This window comes from Dyella sp. M7H15-1, from assembly GCF_004114615.1.
Classification (GTDB): domain Bacteria; phylum Pseudomonadota; class Gammaproteobacteria; order Xanthomonadales; family Rhodanobacteraceae; genus Dyella_B.
Window position 1 is genome coordinate 2,079,688 of the sequence record NZ_CP035300.1, and the last position, 17,664, is coordinate 2,097,351.

Genomic DNA, 17,664 nt, shown 5'->3' on the forward strand with positions numbered 1-17,664 from the left:
AGGCCGCCCCTTGCTTCATACCGATCCGGCCTGAGTTATTGCAGGCTATCGCTCAGGATGCGTGGCGTCACGAAGATCAGCAATTCATCCTTGTCGTTGATGCGCTGCGTGCTGCGGAACAGGAAGCCCACGCCAGGGATATCACCCAGCCACGGCACCTTGTTGATGTTGTCGGTCTTGGTAATTTCATAGATGCCGCCCAGCACAACCGTCTGACCGTCATCCACCAGCACCGAGGTATTGAGCGAGCGCGTGTCGATCACCGGCACCTGACCGCTGCCCGGGACGGGGATGTAGTTGTGCAACGAATCCTTGTTCACATTGATCGCCAGATACACGCGGTTGTCGGCGGTAATGGTCGGCGTCACCTTCAGTTCCAGCACCGCGTCCTTGAAGGCTACCGTAGCCGTACCGCTGGCACCACCGCCGCCCACCGAGTTCTGATACGTGACGTAGCCGATTTCCTGACCCTGACGGATATCCGCTTCCTGCTGGTTAGCGGTGATCACACGTGGACTGGAGACGAGCTGACTACGACCTTCGGCCTGCGCGGCGGACAGCTCCAGGTCCAAGGCGTAATTCTTGCCTAGGATACCGGCGGCAATGGTTGAGACGGTGCCGGTTGTCGGTGTGGCCGGCAGATTGACCTGCTGAAAGTTCTGCAATCCGTTGTAAGTCGTAGTGGTGGTGCCACTGCCAGTCGACGCCGCCGGCAGAAGGCCGCTGCCCAGTGACAGTGTCTGGCCGCTTGGGTTGACGTGCCTGCCATTGATACCCCACCGCACGCCCAGGTCGCGCTCGAAGTCGTCCGTCGCAATAACGATGCGCGATTCGATCAGCACCTGCTGCACTGGTCGATCGAGCTGGGAAATGATGGTGCGTAGTTCAGCCGTCTTTTCGGCCGTATCGTTGATGAGCAGCGTGTTGGTGCGCTGATCGAAGGTAACGCTGCCGCGCGGCGAGAGGAACCCGCGATGTTCCGAGGCAGCACTATTAATGCCGCCACCAGCCACGCTTTGCATGCTGCCACTGGTCAGCAACTTGGCGATGTCCTGCGCCTTGCCATAGCTAATCGGCACATAGGTCGTAATCAGCGGCGCCGTGTCTTCCGCCTTGAAGCGTGCATCAGCCAAACTCTGCTCGTAATCGGCCAATTCCTTCTGCGGCGCAATCCAGATCACGTTGCCGTCGCGGCGCTTGTCCAGATCCTTGGCGCGCAAGATCACGTCGAGCGCCTGATCCCAGGGCACATTGACCAGTCGCAGCGTAACACTGCCACCTACCGTATCCGAAGCCACCAGGTTCAGGCCGGAGTAGTCGGCCAGCAACTGCAGCGCAGAGCGCACAGGGATATCCTGAAAGTTGAAGGTCACGCGGTTACCCGTATAGACAGGTTGAGCGAAAGAACCGGGATGGGTGTTCCTGTTGCTCTGCTTCTTCGGCGTTACTTCGATCACATACTGGTTACCCGTCTGGTACGACGAGGTTTCCACATCGCCGCTGTAGGCGATGTCCATATGTACGCCATTGAGTGTGGAACGCGGCGAGATGGATTGCACCGGCGTCGCAAAATCGAGCACGTTCAGACGCTGGGCCTGACTGGCCGGCAACTGTACGTTGTCGATGTCCACGGCAATGTTGTTGCCCTGGTTGTGCAGGCTGGCGTTGGCGCCGGCACCGTTAAAGTTGATCAGCACACGCCCGGAACCATTGGTGCCGCGCTGGAAGTCGATGTTGGTGATCGCTGGACCATTCAGTGCCGAGGGTAGCGCTTTGGACGGATCAATCGTCGATGCCGTAGTGACCGGCTGGGTCTGTGCGCCATTGTTTACCACCAACACCAAGCTGTTGCCTTCTACGTGCGACTTGTAGGTCGAGGACTGCATCAGCTCAACCACAACACGGGTGCGACCACCCGCGGAAACAGCCGATACCCCGGTTGTGGCACCGACACCGATGTCCTGGTGACGTGCCGCATCGTTGGTCGTATTCGGGAAGTCGATCGCGATGCGCGGCGGATTGTTCGTGGTGAAAATATTGGGTTGCGGAAGCTGATTGTTGTCGAAGCTCATGCGCAGCTCGACACGACCGCCAGGCAAGCTCTTGTAGGTAATGTTTTGCAGCGTGCTGGCCGCTGCCGTTGTGTTGGCCCATGCAGCAGCGCCCAACACCATCATTGTCATCAGGCAACGGCTCGCCAGGTGCATGGCACGGCTCCGGACTGGTTTGATTGGATTAGTCATTGCATCAGCCCCTGTTTTCTATTTCGCGACAAGCGCGATGCTGGCCGGACGTTCCATCCAGCCGCCATTGCCGTTTGAAACCAATTCGACCAGATCGACGTGATCGCTACTGATGGCAGTGATGCGACCATAGTTCTGGCCCATGTATTCATTTGCGTGCACGCGATGAATCACCCCACCTGGGTCCTTGATCAGAGCCTCCATGGTGGCACCAGCACCGATCGTGCCAACCATCCTCAGGCTATCCAGCGCGTAAGCCTCAAGCGGCTGTCGGGCGCGGCCTTCATCCGGACGAGGACCATTGCTCTGATTCAACTCATCCGGACTCGGACTGAACGGATCACGCTTGTCCTGGTCGCTGTAGGTAAATGTTTCGAAGGTCTTGATCACCGGCAGCGGCGGAATCGGAGCGCCACGCCTGGCCTTTTCCTGCGCAACCCATTCGCGCAGATCCGACATGCCACGGGTGCAGCCCGCGAGCGCCAGCACGGCCCCCATCAACAGCAAGGCCTTAGCCAAGTGCGCGAGCTTCATGACAGACGGGTTGCTCATTTCTGCTCCCCCACTTTTTTGCCCTTGGCGCTCGTTTCGCCCGTTTCGGAATCATCCAGGTAGCGGTACGTCTTCACTGTGCCTTGCAGTACCAGCAATTGATTCGGTCCGGGTTCGCCACCCTTGGCAGACGGGTTGAGCGGTGCCAACGACACATCGTGCATGGTAAGGATCACCACGCGCGGCAGCGAAGCCACGCCACTGATGAAGGTACCGAACTGATGGTAGGTACCGATCATCTTGAGCTGGATCGGCTTCTCAGCGTAGAAGTCCTTCAGTATTTCAGTACCCGGCTGGAACAGCTCTTGTTGCAAGCCGGCCGACAATGCCGTTTGCGAAACATCCACCAGCAGTTCCGGCATTTCGGTCTTGCTGGGGAGCTGGCGCAGCAACTGGCGCAGCATGTCTTTCATTTCGTCGAGCTGCTGTTGCAGCGCTTCGAGATTGACTGACTTGGCCTGCTTCTCCGAAAACTCCTGCTTGAGCTTTTCTTCCTTGGCGGCCAGGTTTTGCAAGGTGTCCTGCTGGTCGTTGATAAAGACATACCAGCCGATAAAGCCGATCACCAGGAACAGCAGTACGGTAAACAAGGTCTTGACCGACTTCGGCCAGCCGCCGATGTTGTTGCGATCCAGACTGCGCAAATCGTTGAGGAGTTTCATTATTTGGCTCCTCCCTTGATCGACACAGCGTTGGGTTGAGTCGGCGCCTGCGCCGCGGCCGGAGGTGTCGGTGTCATGGCCGGCTTGGCCTGGGGATTCACCGGTACCACCGGAGCTGCATGGATGCTGCTGGTGCTGGACGAGGCAGGTACCGCCCCACCCTGTGCCGCACCATCATCCTTCGGCTTTTGCAGGACCACGGTCAGCCCAAAGCTGTAGGGCATGCGCGAGGCGTCATGACTGTTCTCGGTCTTGCTCAGATCCGTCTGCCCCATCCATGGCGACGCTTCGATGTTGCGCATGTATTCGGCGACGCTGGCGTTCGATTGCGCCACGCCACCCAGCATCATCTGATCGCCGGTCTGCTTGATCGAGGTGAGGCGCGCACTGCCTGGAATGGTCTTCACTAGTTCGTCGAACAGATGCACCATCTGCGAGCGATTGGCCTGCAGTTGCTCGATGATCTGTTTGCGGGCTAGCAACTGCGCGCGCACTTTTTCCAGATCATTGATCTTGGTCAGGCGTGCATCGACCTGTTTGATTTGGTCCTGCAAATAGGTATTGCGCTCATTCTGGTTGTCGATGCGCATGCTCATCCACAGACCCCACAGCAGCAGGAATCCGATCGCGGCCAGCGCTGAGGCGCCAAGCTGCGTGAAAAACTCGCGCTGACGCTGTTTGCGACGCTCTGCGCGCCAGGGAAGTAGGTTGATGCGTGCCATCAGTCGAAACTCCTCATGGCGAGTCCGACCGCGATCATCAGAGCCGGTGCATCCTGGGTGAGCGACTGTGCCTGCACCCGGCTGGACAGCGACATGCGGGCCAGCGGATTGGCGACGATGCAAGGCAGGCCAAGCTGCTCTTCCAGCATCGCGCTGATGCCTTCGATCGACGCACAACCACCCGCCAGCACGACCTGGTCGACCTTGCTGAATTCGCTACCGGCGTAGAAGAACTGCAGCAAGCGACTGATCTGCTGCACCAGCGACTCCTTGAACGGCAGCAATGTTTCGGTCTCGTAGGATTCCGGCAGACCACCTTTGCGCTTGGCGCGACCGGCTTCCTCGTAAGAAAGGCCATAGCGGCGCATGATTTCGTCGGTGAGCTGCTTGCCACCGAACACTTGCTCGCGCGAATAGATGGTGCGCTGGTTCTTGAGCACGGAGAGCGTGGTCATGGTGGCGCCGATATCGACCACTGCCACCAGCGCATCGCGGCCGACATTCAACTGATCGGCGATCAGCGTGAAAGCGTTCTCCATCGCGAAGGCTTCCACGTCGATCACCTGCGCGGCCAAGCCGCCCAGATCGAGCGCGGCCACGCGCATATCGACATTCTCCGTGCGCGACGCAGCCAACAGCACGTTGTTCATTTCGGGACTGTCGCGCACCGGACCCAGCACCTCGAAATCGAGACTGACTTCCTCGATCGGATACGGGATGTACTGGTTGGCCTCGACCTGGATCTGACCCTCAAGATCCTCGTCAGAAAGCTCCACCGCCATCGGCACAATGCGCGTAATCACGGCCGAGCCGGCTACTGCCGCCGCCGCATGCTTGATCTTGGCGCCGGAGCGCGTCAGCGCGCGGCGTACCGCCTCACCGACCGCCTCGACCTCGACGATGTTTTTCTCGACGACGGCATTGGGGGGCAGCGGCTCGATCGCGTAGTGCTCCACGCGATAGCGGCCTCCAGTCTGGCTGAGCTGCAGCAGCTTGACGGCGGTCGAACTGATATCGACACCAACAAGCGGCGGCTTCTTGGGTGTAAAGAGCCCCACGATGATTCCCCCTTGACCCCTGGCGCTTCCGCCAGTACCCGGCAGGATTGCCGGGTCATTTAATCCAAAAATTAACGCAATAGCAACGGCCTACATGATCTTCTTCGAGACTTTTGGCGTGATGGCCTGCACATTTGGACTAACCCGACGGATACCGCGATTAAGGTTTTGCTAATCCATCGCTAATGTCGCACATACTGCAACATCTATACTCTTAACCGTTTTGACTCAAGTCTCGATTGGAATGATCTGATTCGTTTTGCGCAATGGCATGATGCCCGACAGCTTGCAAGGTGTAGCGCAGCGATAACGTGAGTGAGGATTACCAGATCGCGCGGCACATCTGCCAAAACCCTCCTGGCATCGCACCACTCTTTTATAATCAATACGTTGGGACTGACCCCGTCTGTCCGCATCACATAAATCAACATGACGCGAATTCTGAAAGCCCTTCTGCGCTGGTTCCTGATTCTCGGTTTCAGCGGGCTCCTGCTGATCGCTGCGGCCGCCGGTGTGGCTTACTGGCTGGTCGCCCCCCGACTCCCCTCGGTGGCGGTGCTTAAGGATTACCACATGCAAGTGCCGCTGCGCATCCTGAGCGCCGATGGCAAGTTGATTGCAACATTTGGTGAGACGCGACGCATCCCTGTGTCCATCGACCAGGTACCGGACATGGTCAAGCACGCCGTGCTGTCGGCGGAGGATGCGGATTTCTACACCCACCCGGGTGTGGACTGGCGCGGCGTGATGCGCGCCGGCTTCCATGTGCTGGCTTCCGGCGGCAACAAGACCCAGGGCGGCTCCACCATCACCCAGCAGGTGGCACGCAACTTCTTCCTGAGCCCGGAAAAGCTGTATTCGCGCAAGCTGATCGAGATGTTCATCGCCCTGCGCATGGAAGGCGAGCTCAGCAAGGACCAGATCCTGGAGCTTTACCTCAACAAAATGTTCCTGGGGCACCGCTCCTACGGCATCGCCGCGGCGGCCGAATATTACTATGGCAAGCGCCTGGATCAGCTCACCGTGGCCCAGTCCGCAGCGATCGCCTCTACCTTCCAGCTCCCCTCGGCGGTCAATCCGCTGACCAATACGCAGCGGCTGATCGCTCGCCGCAATTGGGTGATCAGCCAGATGCTGGAGCACAAATACATCACCCAGGCGCAATACCAGGAAGCCATCAACGCGCCGGATGACGCCGCGCCACATGAGCAGCCGATCCAAGTGGAAGCGCCCTACCTTGCCGAGATGGCGCGCCTCCAAGCGCTGGACCGCCTTGGCAACGATGCGTTGACCGAGGGGTATGTGGTCAAGACCACCATCCTCAGTACCCGCCAACAGGCTGCCGTGACTGCCGTGCGCGATGGCCTGTCCATCTACGATCACCGTCACGGCTGGCGTGGCCCCGAAGCGCATCTGGAACTGTCCACGGGTGCTAGCGATGCGGACTACGGCAACCTGCTGTCCAGTTACTACGATCTCGCCGGCCTGACGCCGGGACTGGTCATCGCCTCCTCGGCCAGTGAGGCCTCCGTCTACCTGCCTGATAAACAAACCATCAAGCTCAATCTCGCCACCGTGGCTTGGGCCCGCCCTTATATCAATGAGAGCCGGGTCGGCGCTGCGCCTAAGACTGTCAGCGAGGTACTCAAGCCCGGCGACATCATCCGCATGATTCGCGACGACAAGGGTGTGTGGCAGCTCACCCAGATTCCCAAGGCACAGGCTGCCATGGTGTCACTGAGTCCTGAGGACGGCGCCATCCAATCGCTGGTAGGTGGTTTCAACTTCCAGCGCAGCAAGTTCAACCGTGCCGTGATGGCCGCACGCCAGCCGGGCTCAAGCTTCAAGCCATTCATTTATTCGGCGGCCTTCGAGCGCGGGTATACAGCCGCGTCGATCATCAACGACGCGCCGCTTGCCTTGCCCGATCCCTCCCAGCCGAATGGCCTATGGACACCCTCCAACGACGATAACAAGTTTGCCGGCCCCATCCGCTTGCGCGAGGCGCTGATCGAGTCGAAGAACCTGGTTTCGGTACGTTTGCTCGACGCCATCGGGGTGCGTTATGCACGCGACTACATCACCCGCTTCGGCTTCCCACTGGATGCCTTGCCAGCCAACCTGTCGATGGCGCTGGGCACGGCCTCGGTGTCGCCGTTGAGTATGGCGCGCGGCTATGCCGTGTTTGCCAACGGCGGCTATCTGGTCACCCCGTACTTCATCAACGAGATCGATGATCGCGACGGCAAGCCCGTCTATGTCGCCAACCCACAACGCGCCTGCGCCAGCTGCCAGGCACGCCTGCTGCAAAACACCCCGCCCGCGCCGCCGCCAACCAGCATGTTGACGAATGGTGTTCCAGCCAGTTCATCCAGCGCTCCGCCGCCCGCCGTGGCCACGGCGGGCGAAACGTCGCTGCCGGCGGATGCGCACAATGGCGAGACCTCGCCCATGCTGGCACCGCACGTGATCGACATCCGCAACGACTATCTCGTTACGTCCCTGATGAAAGACGTGATTACCTCCCCAATGGGCACCGGCTACGCAGCCAAGGTGCTCAACCGCCCGGACCTGGCCGGCAAGACCGGTTCCACCAATGATCATCGCGATGCCTGGTTCGTGGGCTTCAACGGTGACCTGGCGACTGCCGTGTGGGTGGGTTTCGACGATTTCACCTCGTTGGGCAAGGGCGAATTTGGCGCCAAGGCGGCACTACCGATCTGGATCGACTATATGGGCAATGTCCTCAAGGATCTGCCAGAAAGCAGCCTGCCCATGCCACCCGGTATCACCACGGTACAGATCAACCGTGAGAGCGGCTTGCCGACCGGACAAGGCGATCCGGACGCCATGTCGGAAATCTTCAAAGTCGAGGATGTCGACCGCCTGCATAACCAGGCCATGCAACAACAAACCCAGGATCAACAGCAGGCCAATGACATCTTCTGACGCCTGACGAGCCGTTCAGCAACAGGCTTGCTGCAGAAACCTGTACTCCAGGGGTCGAGGAAGTGCAACAAAGCATCTTCTCAACATCCTGATCATTTTCCGGTAGTCTTGCCTCGGACGCGCAACAGAGGGCCGGGACAATGGCACGAGGCGAGCACCATCGCATCCACGCACACGACCGTGTGCAGCGCAACCGGCTACGCGTCGCTCAGGAGGCGGCGCGGCTGATGAGCGAACACGGTATCCGCGACTTCCATCACGCCAAACGCAAGGCCGCCGAACGATTGGGCGTCCTTGACGAACAAGCCCTTCCACGCAATCACGAGATCGAACAGGCCCTACGCGAACACCAGCGTATTTTCCAAGGCGAGAGCCAGCCACTATTACTGAAAAGCCGCCATCGAAGCCATGCACTTTCTGCAACGTTTCGAGCCCCGGCTGGTGGGCGCTGTATTGGAAGGTACGGCAGATGCCCATTCCGCTGTTTGCCTGCATGTGTTCAGTGACGATCCGGAAGCCGTCGGCATCTATCTGCGCGAACACGGTGTACCGATAGAAACGCAGACCCGTCGCTTACGCGTGAGTCGTGAGGAGCAGGTGGAATATCCCGTACTGCTGTTCGCAGCCGACAAACTTCCGTTCGATCTCACCGTACTTCCGCTCAATGCATTGCGTCAGGCTCCATTCGATCGCATCGACGAGAAACCCATGCGTCGCGCCTCGCTACCCATGGTCGAAATCATGCTGGCCGAGGAAGAAAACGAGCAGATGGCATGAGCGTAACCATGATTCAGAACCTGCCGGCCCTAGTCACCCTACTGACGGTTATCCTGCAATTTGGCACCATGTTTGCCGTGGGGCACGCACGCGGGAAATACCAGATCCATGCACCAGCGATCAGCGGACATCCTGCCTTCGAGCGCGCCTATCGCGTGCAGATGAACACGCTGGAATGCACCTTGATGTTCCTGCCCACACTGTGGCTGGCCGCGCATTACGGTTATGTGATATGGGCAGGGGTGGCAGGTCTGGTATGGGTCGCGGCACGCATCTGGTACGCACTGGCCTACCTGCAGGACGCGAGTAAGCGCGGGCCAGGATACATGGTCAGCATGGTGGGCTGGGGCGCGTTGGTGATCATGGCCGTGTTGGGATTGGGCCGTGCGATGCTGGCCGGTTGACGCTGCGTATCATGGTTGTATGGCCGATCAAGCCAGGCGAAAACGTTTTGCCCTCATCACCGGATGACACAGCAAGCGCGCCTGGCGTGCTTTACGCACTTGGCCTGATCGTGGTGTATTTCCTGCTGCAGGTAGTCGCAGGCGCAGCCGTCAGTCTGGTGGTTGGATGGCTGGAGAAATCGCGGCATCCGAACCTCTCGCAGGCTCAAGTACATGAGCATGTGATGACCTTGCTGCAGCGGCCGGACAGCAATGCCTTGCTGGTTATCCTTACTTTGCCGGTGATCGTCTTGCTGATGCTGTGGTTCGTGTATCGCACTTGGCCTGCGCTATGGGCGCGCCCTCATTCGCCTGGTTTCGGCTTGACGACACCCTCATCGGCAAGCTGGTATCCGGTTGCATTGCTGATCGGACTGGCGATGCCGCCCCTCGGCGCTTTGCTCACGCAACTGCTGGCACATGGTCACGCGGTAACGCAAAACGTCGAGGAGCTCAGCCGCCATGCTTCCGGCAATCTGCACCTGCCACTGGCGATCATCGCCGTCACCGTCGGACCGATCATCGAAGAGGTGATGTTTCGCGGCGTGCTGCTGTCGGCGCTGATGCACCGGCTATCGACGCGCTGGTCGGTGGTCATCTGCGCCGCGTTGTTCGGCGCCGTGCATCTGGGGGGACTGGATTTCCAGTGGTATGCGGTGCCGAACCTGATCCTGCTGGCCGTAGCGCTGTGCTGGCTGCGCCTGAAATCGGCGTCGCTATGGCCAGCGATTCTCACGCATGGCGTTTACAATCTGTTCGCACTGATCGCGTTGTTTGCCGCTACGTAAACCCTCATCGTCGTCCCGGCCCGCGCCGGGACGACGAGCGAAAAGTGGACATGTCGCGCTCACGCAAATGTGATCAAGAGACAGGCGCAAGCGAGGGCTAAATGTCTTTTGCAGGGTCGCTAAGCCCCGGCATGTACCAGGTCGGTGGAGTGGAAGTTCTTCAGCAAACGGGTTGTCTCGAACAACGGCAAGCCCATCACCCCGGAATAGCTACCCTCCAGGTATTCGATCAAGGTCGCGCCACGCCCCTGTATGGCATAGGCTCCCGCCCGGCCAAAGGGTTCATCGCTGGCGACATAAGCGGCAATAGCCGCTTCATCGAGTTTTGTAAAGCGTACGCGCGATATACACACATCACCCTGTTCGCGCCCAATCGCCACCAGCCACACGGCGGACATCACCTCATGCGTGCGCCCGGACAGGCGTTGCAACATCGCTACCGCATCGTCGGCATCGCGTGGCTTACCAAAGACGTCGCCATCCAGCACCACCTCCGTATCCGAGCCGAGCACTACCGCATTCACGCGACCAACCGCGGTCAGATGTGCCAGTCCCGCCTGTGCCTTGTCGCGTGCGACACGAGAGACGTAATCCTGTGGTGACTCGCCTGGCTCCCTCTGTTCTGGCACATCGACATGCAATACCGAAAAAGCGATGCCCACCTGTTCAAGCAACTCACGACGGCGCGGTGATTGCGAGGCCAGATAAAGCACGGAATATCTCCGTCGTCGAGGGTGAAGACAAGCATGGCCGCAAGATGCTGCGAAAAAATGGCATATAACGCATTGTGATGAACGAGAAATTGCGCAATATCTCAATCATAATGCGATCCATGCCAAGCCGGGATAACCGGCGCGTTATCACCCTTTCCAGAGAGACCATTCATGCGCATCGGTGTGCCGAAAGAGATCAAAAACCACGAGTACCGCGTAGGCCTTGTCCCGTCATCTGTGCAAGAATTGATGCACAACGGCCATCAGGTGATGGTTCAGAAAGATGCGGGGCTCGGTGCGGGCTTGACCGATGCCGACTACATAGCTGCTGGCGCCACGATCGTGGATTCTGCTGACCAGATCTTTGCCGACGCCAACATGATCGTGAAGGTGAAGGAGCCGCTGGCGGCGGAGCGCAAGAAGCTCCGCAACGGCCAGATCCTATTCACTTACTTGCACTTGGCCCCCGACGCGGAACAGACTCACGACCTGGTCGCCTCCGGCGCCATCTGCATCGCTTACGAAACGGTCACCGCATCCAGTGGGTCACTGCCGCTGCTGACGCCGATGTCAGAAGTGGCCGGGCGCCTGGCACCGCAAGTAGGCGCACATTCGCTGGAAAAAGCCCAGGGCGGACGCGGTGTGCTGCTCGGCGGCGTACCGGGTGTGCCGGCGGCGGAAGTGGTGATCCTGGGCGGCGGTGTTTCCGGTACGCATGCGGCCACCATTGCGGTGGGCATGGGCGCCAAGGTGACCGTGGTCGATCGTTCAGCAGAAGCGCTGAAGCGGCTCGCCACGCAATTTGGCACATCCATTTCCACGGTGTTCTCCACCCGCTCGGCCATCGAGGAGCTAGTGCGCCGCGCCGACCTCTTGATCGGCACCGTGCTAGTGCCGGGCGCCGCCGCTCCCAAGCTGGTAACGCATGACATGGTGCGCACGATGAAGCTAGGCTCGGTGATCGTGGACGTGGCCATCGACCAGGGCGGCTGTGTGGAAACCTCGCACGCCACCACCCACTCCGATCCCACCTATGTGGTCGACGGTGTAGTGCACTACTGCGTGGCCAACATGCCGGGTGCGGTAGCGCGCACCTCGACGTTCGCGCTCAACAACGTCACCCTGCCGTTTGCACTGTCGCTGGCCAACAACGGCTGGAAGAAAGCCCTTGCGCAAGACATGCATCTACGCAACGGCTTGAACGTGTGCGAAGGCAAAGTCACCTGCGAACCGGTGGCCCAGGCGCATAACCTGCCCTACGTGAAAGCCGAGACGCTGATCGGGCTGTAATGTCGACCATGCGAAATCCGCGTCCTCCCCTGCCATACGCCTGTCTCTTGATCACATTTCCTTTGGCGCGAAATGTTCGTTTTTTCGTTCGCCGTCCCGGCCCAGGCCCACTGCGGTAGCGGATGCGGAGACTTGCGAGACATCGGATGGGTGAACCCCTCTCCGGGAGAAGGGGCTCACGCCCTACTCCCTTGCGCACATCACGCGACCGCCTGTGCGCAATCCATCCTTGCAGCGATACAGATAGCGCCAATTCAAGACATCCGGCATGTAGGTCTGAGTTTCGCTGAAGCCCAGTTCCAGCAACTGCTTTTAACCATCAAACAGCGGCACCCGTATGTCGAGATCGCGAATGCTGGCCTGGTGAATCGTGAAGTTCATGCTCATTCCGATGGCAGGGCATCCCACCGTGTCGACTTGCGTTACGCGCGATGGTAAGGATGGCCGGCAAGCAAGGTCGTTGCGCGATACAACTGCTCGGCCAGCACCAGCCGTACCAGCATATGCGGCAAGGTCAGCGGGCCCAATGACCACTTTTGATCGGCGCGTGCCAAAACGTCAGGCGAGTGGCCATCCGGTCCACCGATCAGAAACGCCAGATCACGCCCAGCCATGCGCCATGTCGCAAGCTGCCTGGCGAGCTCTTCGCTGGACCACGTTTTGCCATGGCCATCGAGAGCAATCACATGGATATCGCGCGGCAATGCGGCAAGGATGGCGGCGCCTTCATCGTGCATGGCCCGCGCATCATCACGGCCCTTGCCGCGTGCGCCGGGCTTCAGTTCGATCAATTCGAGGGGCAAATCGTGGGACAGCCGTTTACGGTATTCGGCAAACCCTTCTGCAACCCATGTAGGCATACGTTCGCCGATGGCGATCAGACGGGCACGCATGCCAGATTTTATCAACCCGTAGCCAGGGCAGCTTCGCCCTCGGCGTCGCGGTCACCCACGGTCCACAGGCGTTCGAGCCCATAGAACTCGCGGATGCGCGGCAGCATAACGTGCACGATCACGTCGCCCAGATCCACCAGCACCCACTCCGCTTCCTGTTCGCCTTCGACACCCAGTGGCATCACGCCCGTCTGTTTGGCGAACTTGACCACTTCGTCGGCGATGGATTTGACGTGGCGTGCCGAGGTGCCGGAAGCAATCACGAGCAGGTCGGCGATGGAGGTTTTGCCGCGTACATCGATCTCACGGATGTCCTTGGCTTTGAGATCTTCGAGGGCGGCGATAACGGACTTGCGCAGGTCAGCCGTGGTGACAGCCTTGGTATGGCGGATGGTGGTCAAGAGTTGGGGCCTCTTCGGCGTTTCGGCAGCACGGGATCGCGCAAGCGCAGTATATCCGCCTTGTCATGACGGAACGTCAAGCGCTTATTACCGTTATGTCTTCGAACGTTTGATCCGGGTAACCTACGGCCGAGAGTGCGCTGGTGACAGCAGCCGCCCGCCCATGGCGGCATTCAGGCCAACCACGATCACCACCGCCAGCGCGTGCACCAGCAGGTCCGACGCCGTGGCATCGAAGTTATGCACGATCTCCAGCAGGCAGGCTGACGCCGAAGCGCTGGCCAAACCCACCAGCACCGCCGTCAGCACTGGTCGCAGCGGACAGGCGCGTCGCAGCAGCCAGATCAACAGGCCCGACAGCGGGATCGAAAAGCCAACGATGAAGATTAGGCAATCGTTGGCGCCGTGCAGATCCATCACAGGCATGCCGGGAATGTGCGCACGCAGACAACCCAGGCCACTGGCGCCGACCCACAACAAGGCACCCGGCACCGGTACCCATGCCCATAACAAGGAGCGCCCCGGCACCGCGAGTACGAAGGCTGCGATGGTCGCCGTGATGGCAGTGAGCACCGCGCCGCAGGCAGCCCAACCAAGATCCGGCGCAACCACCCAACGATGCAGCATGGTGCGGGCGCCATGATGCATAAGCAGCACCCCGGCCATGACCACCACCACCGCCAGCCAGCCGAGCGCGCGCCGCCACGGCGGCAGCAAGCGCCGCACCGGCGTCAGCTCGGCGCCGAGCGCGTCGATCAGAGCTTGATGGCGTGATGCATTAGACATCGGGTTCAGGCTATCCATTCAAACGGTCACGCAAGGTTTTCAGTGCGCGGTGCAGATTCACTTTCAAAGCACCAGTCTTGCGGCCGGTGCTTTCGGCGGCCTCGGCCAGCGAGCGCTCCTTTAAACCAAGCTGCTCGACCGCCTCGCGCTGACCGGGCGGCAAGGTGTCGATCGCCTCGCGCAAGCGCTTGGCCTCCTGCTCGCGTTCCGTACCAACACTGGCATCGTCGCGATCAGCATGGGTCTCGTAGGCTAGCTCATCATGCACTTCGCGCCGGCCGTGCCGGCCATGGCTGCGCAGCACATCGATGGCGCGCCGGCTGGCAATGGCCGACAGCCAAGCATCATAAGAACGTGCCGGGTCGAAGGTATGGCGTACGCGATGCACGGTCAGCAGGGTTTCCTGCACCACGTCATCCAGCGCATCCACGGCCACGCCCTGCCGCCTTGCCACCGCACGAATCAAAGCCACCGAATCGCTCAACAGACGCGAGTAGGCGCGCTGGTCGCCGGCTTGCGCGTCGGCCATCCACGCTGCCCGCTGCCGGTCAGCCTGTTCGTTGGCACGGATGGATTCGGTGGACACAGCCTTGACAGTACCCGCGGCCCTGTTTGGAAGCCCGCGTAGTAAGGCCCACGGACCTTCAAAGGTCAAGGCATCGACGGTCAGGGACTGCGGCATGAACGATCCAGCACACTGCTACAAAGCACCTATTCGCCACACTAGTGACCGGGGTTACACCGCAGGCAGAGCGGGGCACACTTTGTAACGGCTTCGCACCAAGCAGCGAATACTCACTAGAAGCCGAAGCCAGAGCCGATTTCATGATCTTGCTGATCCTTGCTTTCCTGGGTGGCGTGCTGACCATTCTCAGCCCGTGCATCCTTCCCGTATTGCCGTTCGTATTTGCCCGCGCCGACCGGCCGTTCGCACGCAACAGCCTGCCGATGCTGCTCGGCATGGCGCTCACGTTCGCGCTGGTTGCCACTTTGGCTGCCGTCGGCGGCGGTTGGGCAGTGCGCGCCAATCAATATGGACGTTACCTTGCACTGGCCATGCTGGCGGTGCTTGGCTTCACACTGCTCTCCACGCATGTCGCCGAGTGGACCACCCGTCCTTTTGTAAAGCTGGGCAATCGACTGAGCGCACGTTCGGAAACGCAACACGATTCCATATGGTCCGCCGCAGGATGGGGTGTAGCCACCGGCTTGCTGTGGGCTCCCTGCGCCGGCCCAATTCTGGGATTGCTATTGACCGGCGCGGCTATCCATGGCGCCAGCGTGCAAACCACTTTATTGTTGCTTACCTATGCAGCCGGCGCGGCCGTTTCCCTGGCACTCGCACTACTGATTGGAGGCCGCGTATTCGCCTTGATGAAGCGCTCGCTCGGTGCGGGGGAATGGATACGTCGCGCATTGGGCGCACTGGTGCTTGCTGGCGTGGTTGCCGTTGCAATGGGGGTCGACACAGGACTGCTTACACGCATCTCGTTGGCGAGCACCAGCGACATCGAACAGACACTGATCAACGCTGTGCGCCCCACGCCCGTTGCAGCATCACCCACTCCCAAAGTGGGCGACGCATTGCCGATCGAGGGCGAATTTCCATCACTCGCCGGCGCCACGCAGTGGTTCAACAGTTCGCCACTTACCCCTGAATCGTTACGCGGCAAAGTGGTGCTGGTGGATTTCTGGACCTACTCCTGCATCAACTGCATCCGCTCACTACCTTATGTGAATGCCTGGGCGAAGAAATATCGTGATCACGGACTGGTGGTGATCGGCGTGCACTCACCGGAATTCGCCTTCGAGAAAGATCCTGCCAATGTTGCCAGGGCGATCAAAGATTTTGGCATTGGCTACCCGGTCGCCGTGGATAGCGACTACGCGATCTGGCAAGCCTTCCACAACGAATACTGGCCGGCACATTACTTTATCGACGCGCATGGGCAGATTCGCGCGCACCATTTCGGCGAAGGCGACTACATGGGCAGTGAAGACATGATCCGCCGCCTGCTAACGGACGCAGGCTACAAAAATCTGCCTGGCGGCCATGTACAACCTGGCGCCACCGGCGCGGAAGCGGCCGGCTCCGGCGATGCCATCCGTTCACCGGAAACCTATGTAGGTTATGCCCGCAGCGAGCATTTCATCGGTGGACAGATGGCGCACGACGATAGCTGGCAGTACCGCGCACCCAACACATTGCAAATCAACCAATGGGCGCTCAACGGCAACTGGACAGTCGGCGCACAAAGCGCCGCGCTGGATAAAACCGGTGGCGGCATCGTGTATCGCTTCCGTGGCCGCGATCTGCATCTTGTGCTTGGCCCAGGCAAGGATGGCAAGCCCGTGCGCTTCCGCGTCACCCTCGACGGTAAGGCACCGGGCGACGATCACGGCGCGGATACCGATGCCGATGGCAACGGCACCGTCACCCACCAACGCTTGTATCAGCTCGTGCGCCAGGCACACGGCACGGGTGAGCGCGTCTTCGAAATCACCTTCCTCGACCCAGATGTACACGCTTACGCCTTTACCTTCGGCTAAGAGATGCTCTGATCTATTCCACGCACCCGTCACCGCACTGCATGAAACAGGAGATTCCCATGTCTTCCACACTCGACCCCAAGACCATGGATCGACGCTTTTTTTTGCTGACGGCATTGGGCGGTGGCGCCGTGCTTGCCGTGGGCGGCATATCAGCCATACGTCTGCTCGGCGGCAAGAGCAACGGCTCGATGACTGCTGCGATACCCGCCGCCGCGCCGATGCAGGATATGCTGCTGGAATGCTTTTCCGACGACGATGGCCACCGTCTTGCGCCGTGCCACGTACGCAAGCTGGTGCTGACGGAAGCGCAATGGCATCAGCGTCTTTCCGATGCGGCATTCAACGTCATGCGCCGAGCCGGCACTGAGATGGCATTCAGTGGCCCGCATGAAAAACCGCAAAGCAAGGGCATCTATCGGTGTGCCGGTTGCAACACAGCGCTGTTTGATGCGGCAACGCAGTTTGATTCCGGCACAGGTTGGCCGAGTTTCTGGCAGCCGATGGCGAAGCAGAATGTGATTGAAAGTCACGACACCCGTTTTGGCATGATTCGCACAGCAGTCAGTTGTGCGGGATGTGACAGCCATCTTGGGCATGTATTTGACGACGGGCCGGCGCCTACCGGGCTGCGGTATTGCATGAATTCGGTGGCGATGAATTTTGTAGCGTTTCGGGTGAGCTAAGTCGATCAACATATTTCACCCATCGAGCAATATCAGGTATTTGCCGTAGGAAATATAGATTTCGAGGTGAGAACATGCTTCAGCAGAAGAGCTGCATCTCAAGCTATAGCTTTCGGATGACTCAGCGACAGGATAAATCGCCGACCCTTGA

Annotated in this window: 16 protein-coding genes and 1 pseudogene; 7 read left to right on the plus strand and 10 right to left on the minus strand. The window is 59.9% G+C overall.

The window, feature by feature from the left end; genetic code table 11:
- Positions 1-35: 35 nt before the first annotated feature.
- From pilQ to EO087_RS09750, 5 genes are read right to left on the minus strand one after another with little or no spacing between them, the layout of a single operon-like run.
- Positions 36-2,207, minus strand: coding sequence for a type IV pilus secretin family protein (gene pilQ / locus EO087_RS09730; protein ID WP_128898694.1), 2,172 nt, complete (start codon positions 2,205-2,207; stop codon positions 36-38).
- Between the two features lie 54 nt (positions 2,208-2,261).
- Entirely contained in the window at positions 2,262-2,795 is a 534-nt protein-coding gene (locus EO087_RS09735; RefSeq protein WP_128898695.1) for a pilus assembly protein PilP, read from the minus strand.
- Positions 2,792-3,457, minus strand: a complete 666-nt coding sequence (gene pilO, locus EO087_RS09740) for a type 4a pilus biogenesis protein PilO (RefSeq protein WP_128898696.1) — start codon at positions 3,455-3,457, stop codon at positions 2,792-2,794. Before pilO ends, EO087_RS09735 begins: the two co-directional genes overlap by 4 nt.
- Positions 3,457-4,179: a PilN domain-containing protein gene (locus EO087_RS09745; RefSeq protein WP_128898697.1), complete on the minus strand. Its 723-nt coding sequence runs from the start codon at positions 4,177-4,179 to the stop codon at positions 3,457-3,459. Before EO087_RS09745 ends, pilO begins: the two co-directional genes overlap by 1 nt.
- Positions 4,179-5,237 (minus strand): pilus assembly protein PilM, encoded by a 1,059-nt coding sequence (locus EO087_RS09750; RefSeq protein ID WP_128898698.1) that lies wholly within the window; start codon positions 5,235-5,237, stop codon positions 4,179-4,181. Before EO087_RS09750 ends, EO087_RS09745 begins: the two co-directional genes overlap by 1 nt.
- 429 nt (positions 5,238-5,666) lie before the next feature.
- On the opposite strand from EO087_RS09750, the gene EO087_RS09755 reads away from it, so the two are divergent.
- From EO087_RS09755 to EO087_RS09770, 4 genes and pseudogenes are all read left to right on the plus strand, one after another.
- Positions 5,667-8,186, plus strand: a complete 2,520-nt coding sequence (locus EO087_RS09755) for a penicillin-binding protein 1A (RefSeq protein WP_128898699.1) — start codon at positions 5,667-5,669, stop codon at positions 8,184-8,186.
- Between the two features lie 140 nt (positions 8,187-8,326).
- Positions 8,327-8,963, plus strand: a pseudogene (locus EO087_RS09760) (hypothetical protein).
- An 11-nt stretch (positions 8,964-8,974) separates the two neighbouring features.
- The gene (locus EO087_RS09765; protein WP_128899885.1) at positions 8,975-9,367 is read left to right on the plus strand and encodes an MAPEG family protein; all 393 of its coding nucleotides are present in this window, start codon (positions 8,975-8,977) and stop codon (positions 9,365-9,367) included.
- Between the two features lie 11 nt (positions 9,368-9,378).
- Entirely contained in the window at positions 9,379-10,194 is an 816-nt protein-coding gene (locus tag EO087_RS09770) for a type II CAAX endopeptidase family protein (protein WP_164931809.1), read from the plus strand.
- A 119-nt stretch (positions 10,195-10,313) separates the two neighbouring features.
- Here EO087_RS09770 and EO087_RS09775 read toward each other — a convergent pair whose 3' ends face one another.
- Entirely contained in the window at positions 10,314-10,907 is a 594-nt protein-coding gene (locus EO087_RS09775) for a Maf family protein (RefSeq protein WP_128898701.1), read from the minus strand.
- A 171-nt stretch (positions 10,908-11,078) separates the two neighbouring features.
- Here EO087_RS09775 and ald point away from each other — a divergent pair, with 171 nt between their 5' ends.
- Complete coding sequence (ald, locus tag EO087_RS09780; protein ID WP_128898702.1) at positions 11,079-12,197, plus strand: alanine dehydrogenase; 1,119 nt, start codon at positions 11,079-11,081, stop codon at positions 12,195-12,197.
- A 422-nt stretch (positions 12,198-12,619) separates the two neighbouring features.
- Here ald and rlmH read toward each other — a convergent pair whose 3' ends face one another.
- The 4 genes from rlmH to EO087_RS09800 form a co-directional block, all read right to left on the minus strand.
- Positions 12,620-13,090, minus strand: a complete 471-nt coding sequence (gene rlmH, locus EO087_RS09785) for a 23S rRNA (pseudouridine(1915)-N(3))-methyltransferase RlmH (RefSeq protein WP_128898703.1) — start codon at positions 13,088-13,090, stop codon at positions 12,620-12,622.
- Positions 13,091-13,101: 11 nt separating this feature from the next.
- Positions 13,102-13,491, minus strand: a complete 390-nt coding sequence (gene rsfS / locus EO087_RS09790; protein ID WP_128898704.1) for a ribosome silencing factor — start codon at positions 13,489-13,491, stop codon at positions 13,102-13,104.
- 123 nt (positions 13,492-13,614) lie between these two features.
- On the minus strand, positions 13,615-14,277 hold the full coding sequence (locus EO087_RS09795; RefSeq protein WP_128898705.1) for an NrsF family protein: 663 nt from the start codon (positions 14,275-14,277) through the stop codon (positions 13,615-13,617).
- Between the two features lie 10 nt (positions 14,278-14,287).
- Positions 14,288-14,806, minus strand: coding sequence for a sigma-70 family RNA polymerase sigma factor (locus EO087_RS09800; RefSeq protein ID WP_128899886.1), 519 nt, complete (start codon positions 14,804-14,806; stop codon positions 14,288-14,290).
- A gap of 296 nt (positions 14,807-15,102) precedes the next feature.
- On the opposite strand from EO087_RS09800, the gene EO087_RS09805 reads away from it, so the two are divergent.
- Positions 15,103-16,827, plus strand: coding sequence for a cytochrome c biogenesis protein DipZ (locus EO087_RS09805; RefSeq protein ID WP_128898706.1), 1,725 nt, complete (start codon positions 15,103-15,105; stop codon positions 16,825-16,827).
- A 59-nt stretch (positions 16,828-16,886) separates the two neighbouring features.
- Positions 16,887-17,513 (plus strand): peptide-methionine (R)-S-oxide reductase MsrB, encoded by a 627-nt coding sequence (gene msrB, locus EO087_RS09810; protein WP_128898707.1) that lies wholly within the window; start codon positions 16,887-16,889, stop codon positions 17,511-17,513.
- Positions 17,514-17,664 lie beyond the last annotated feature (151 nt).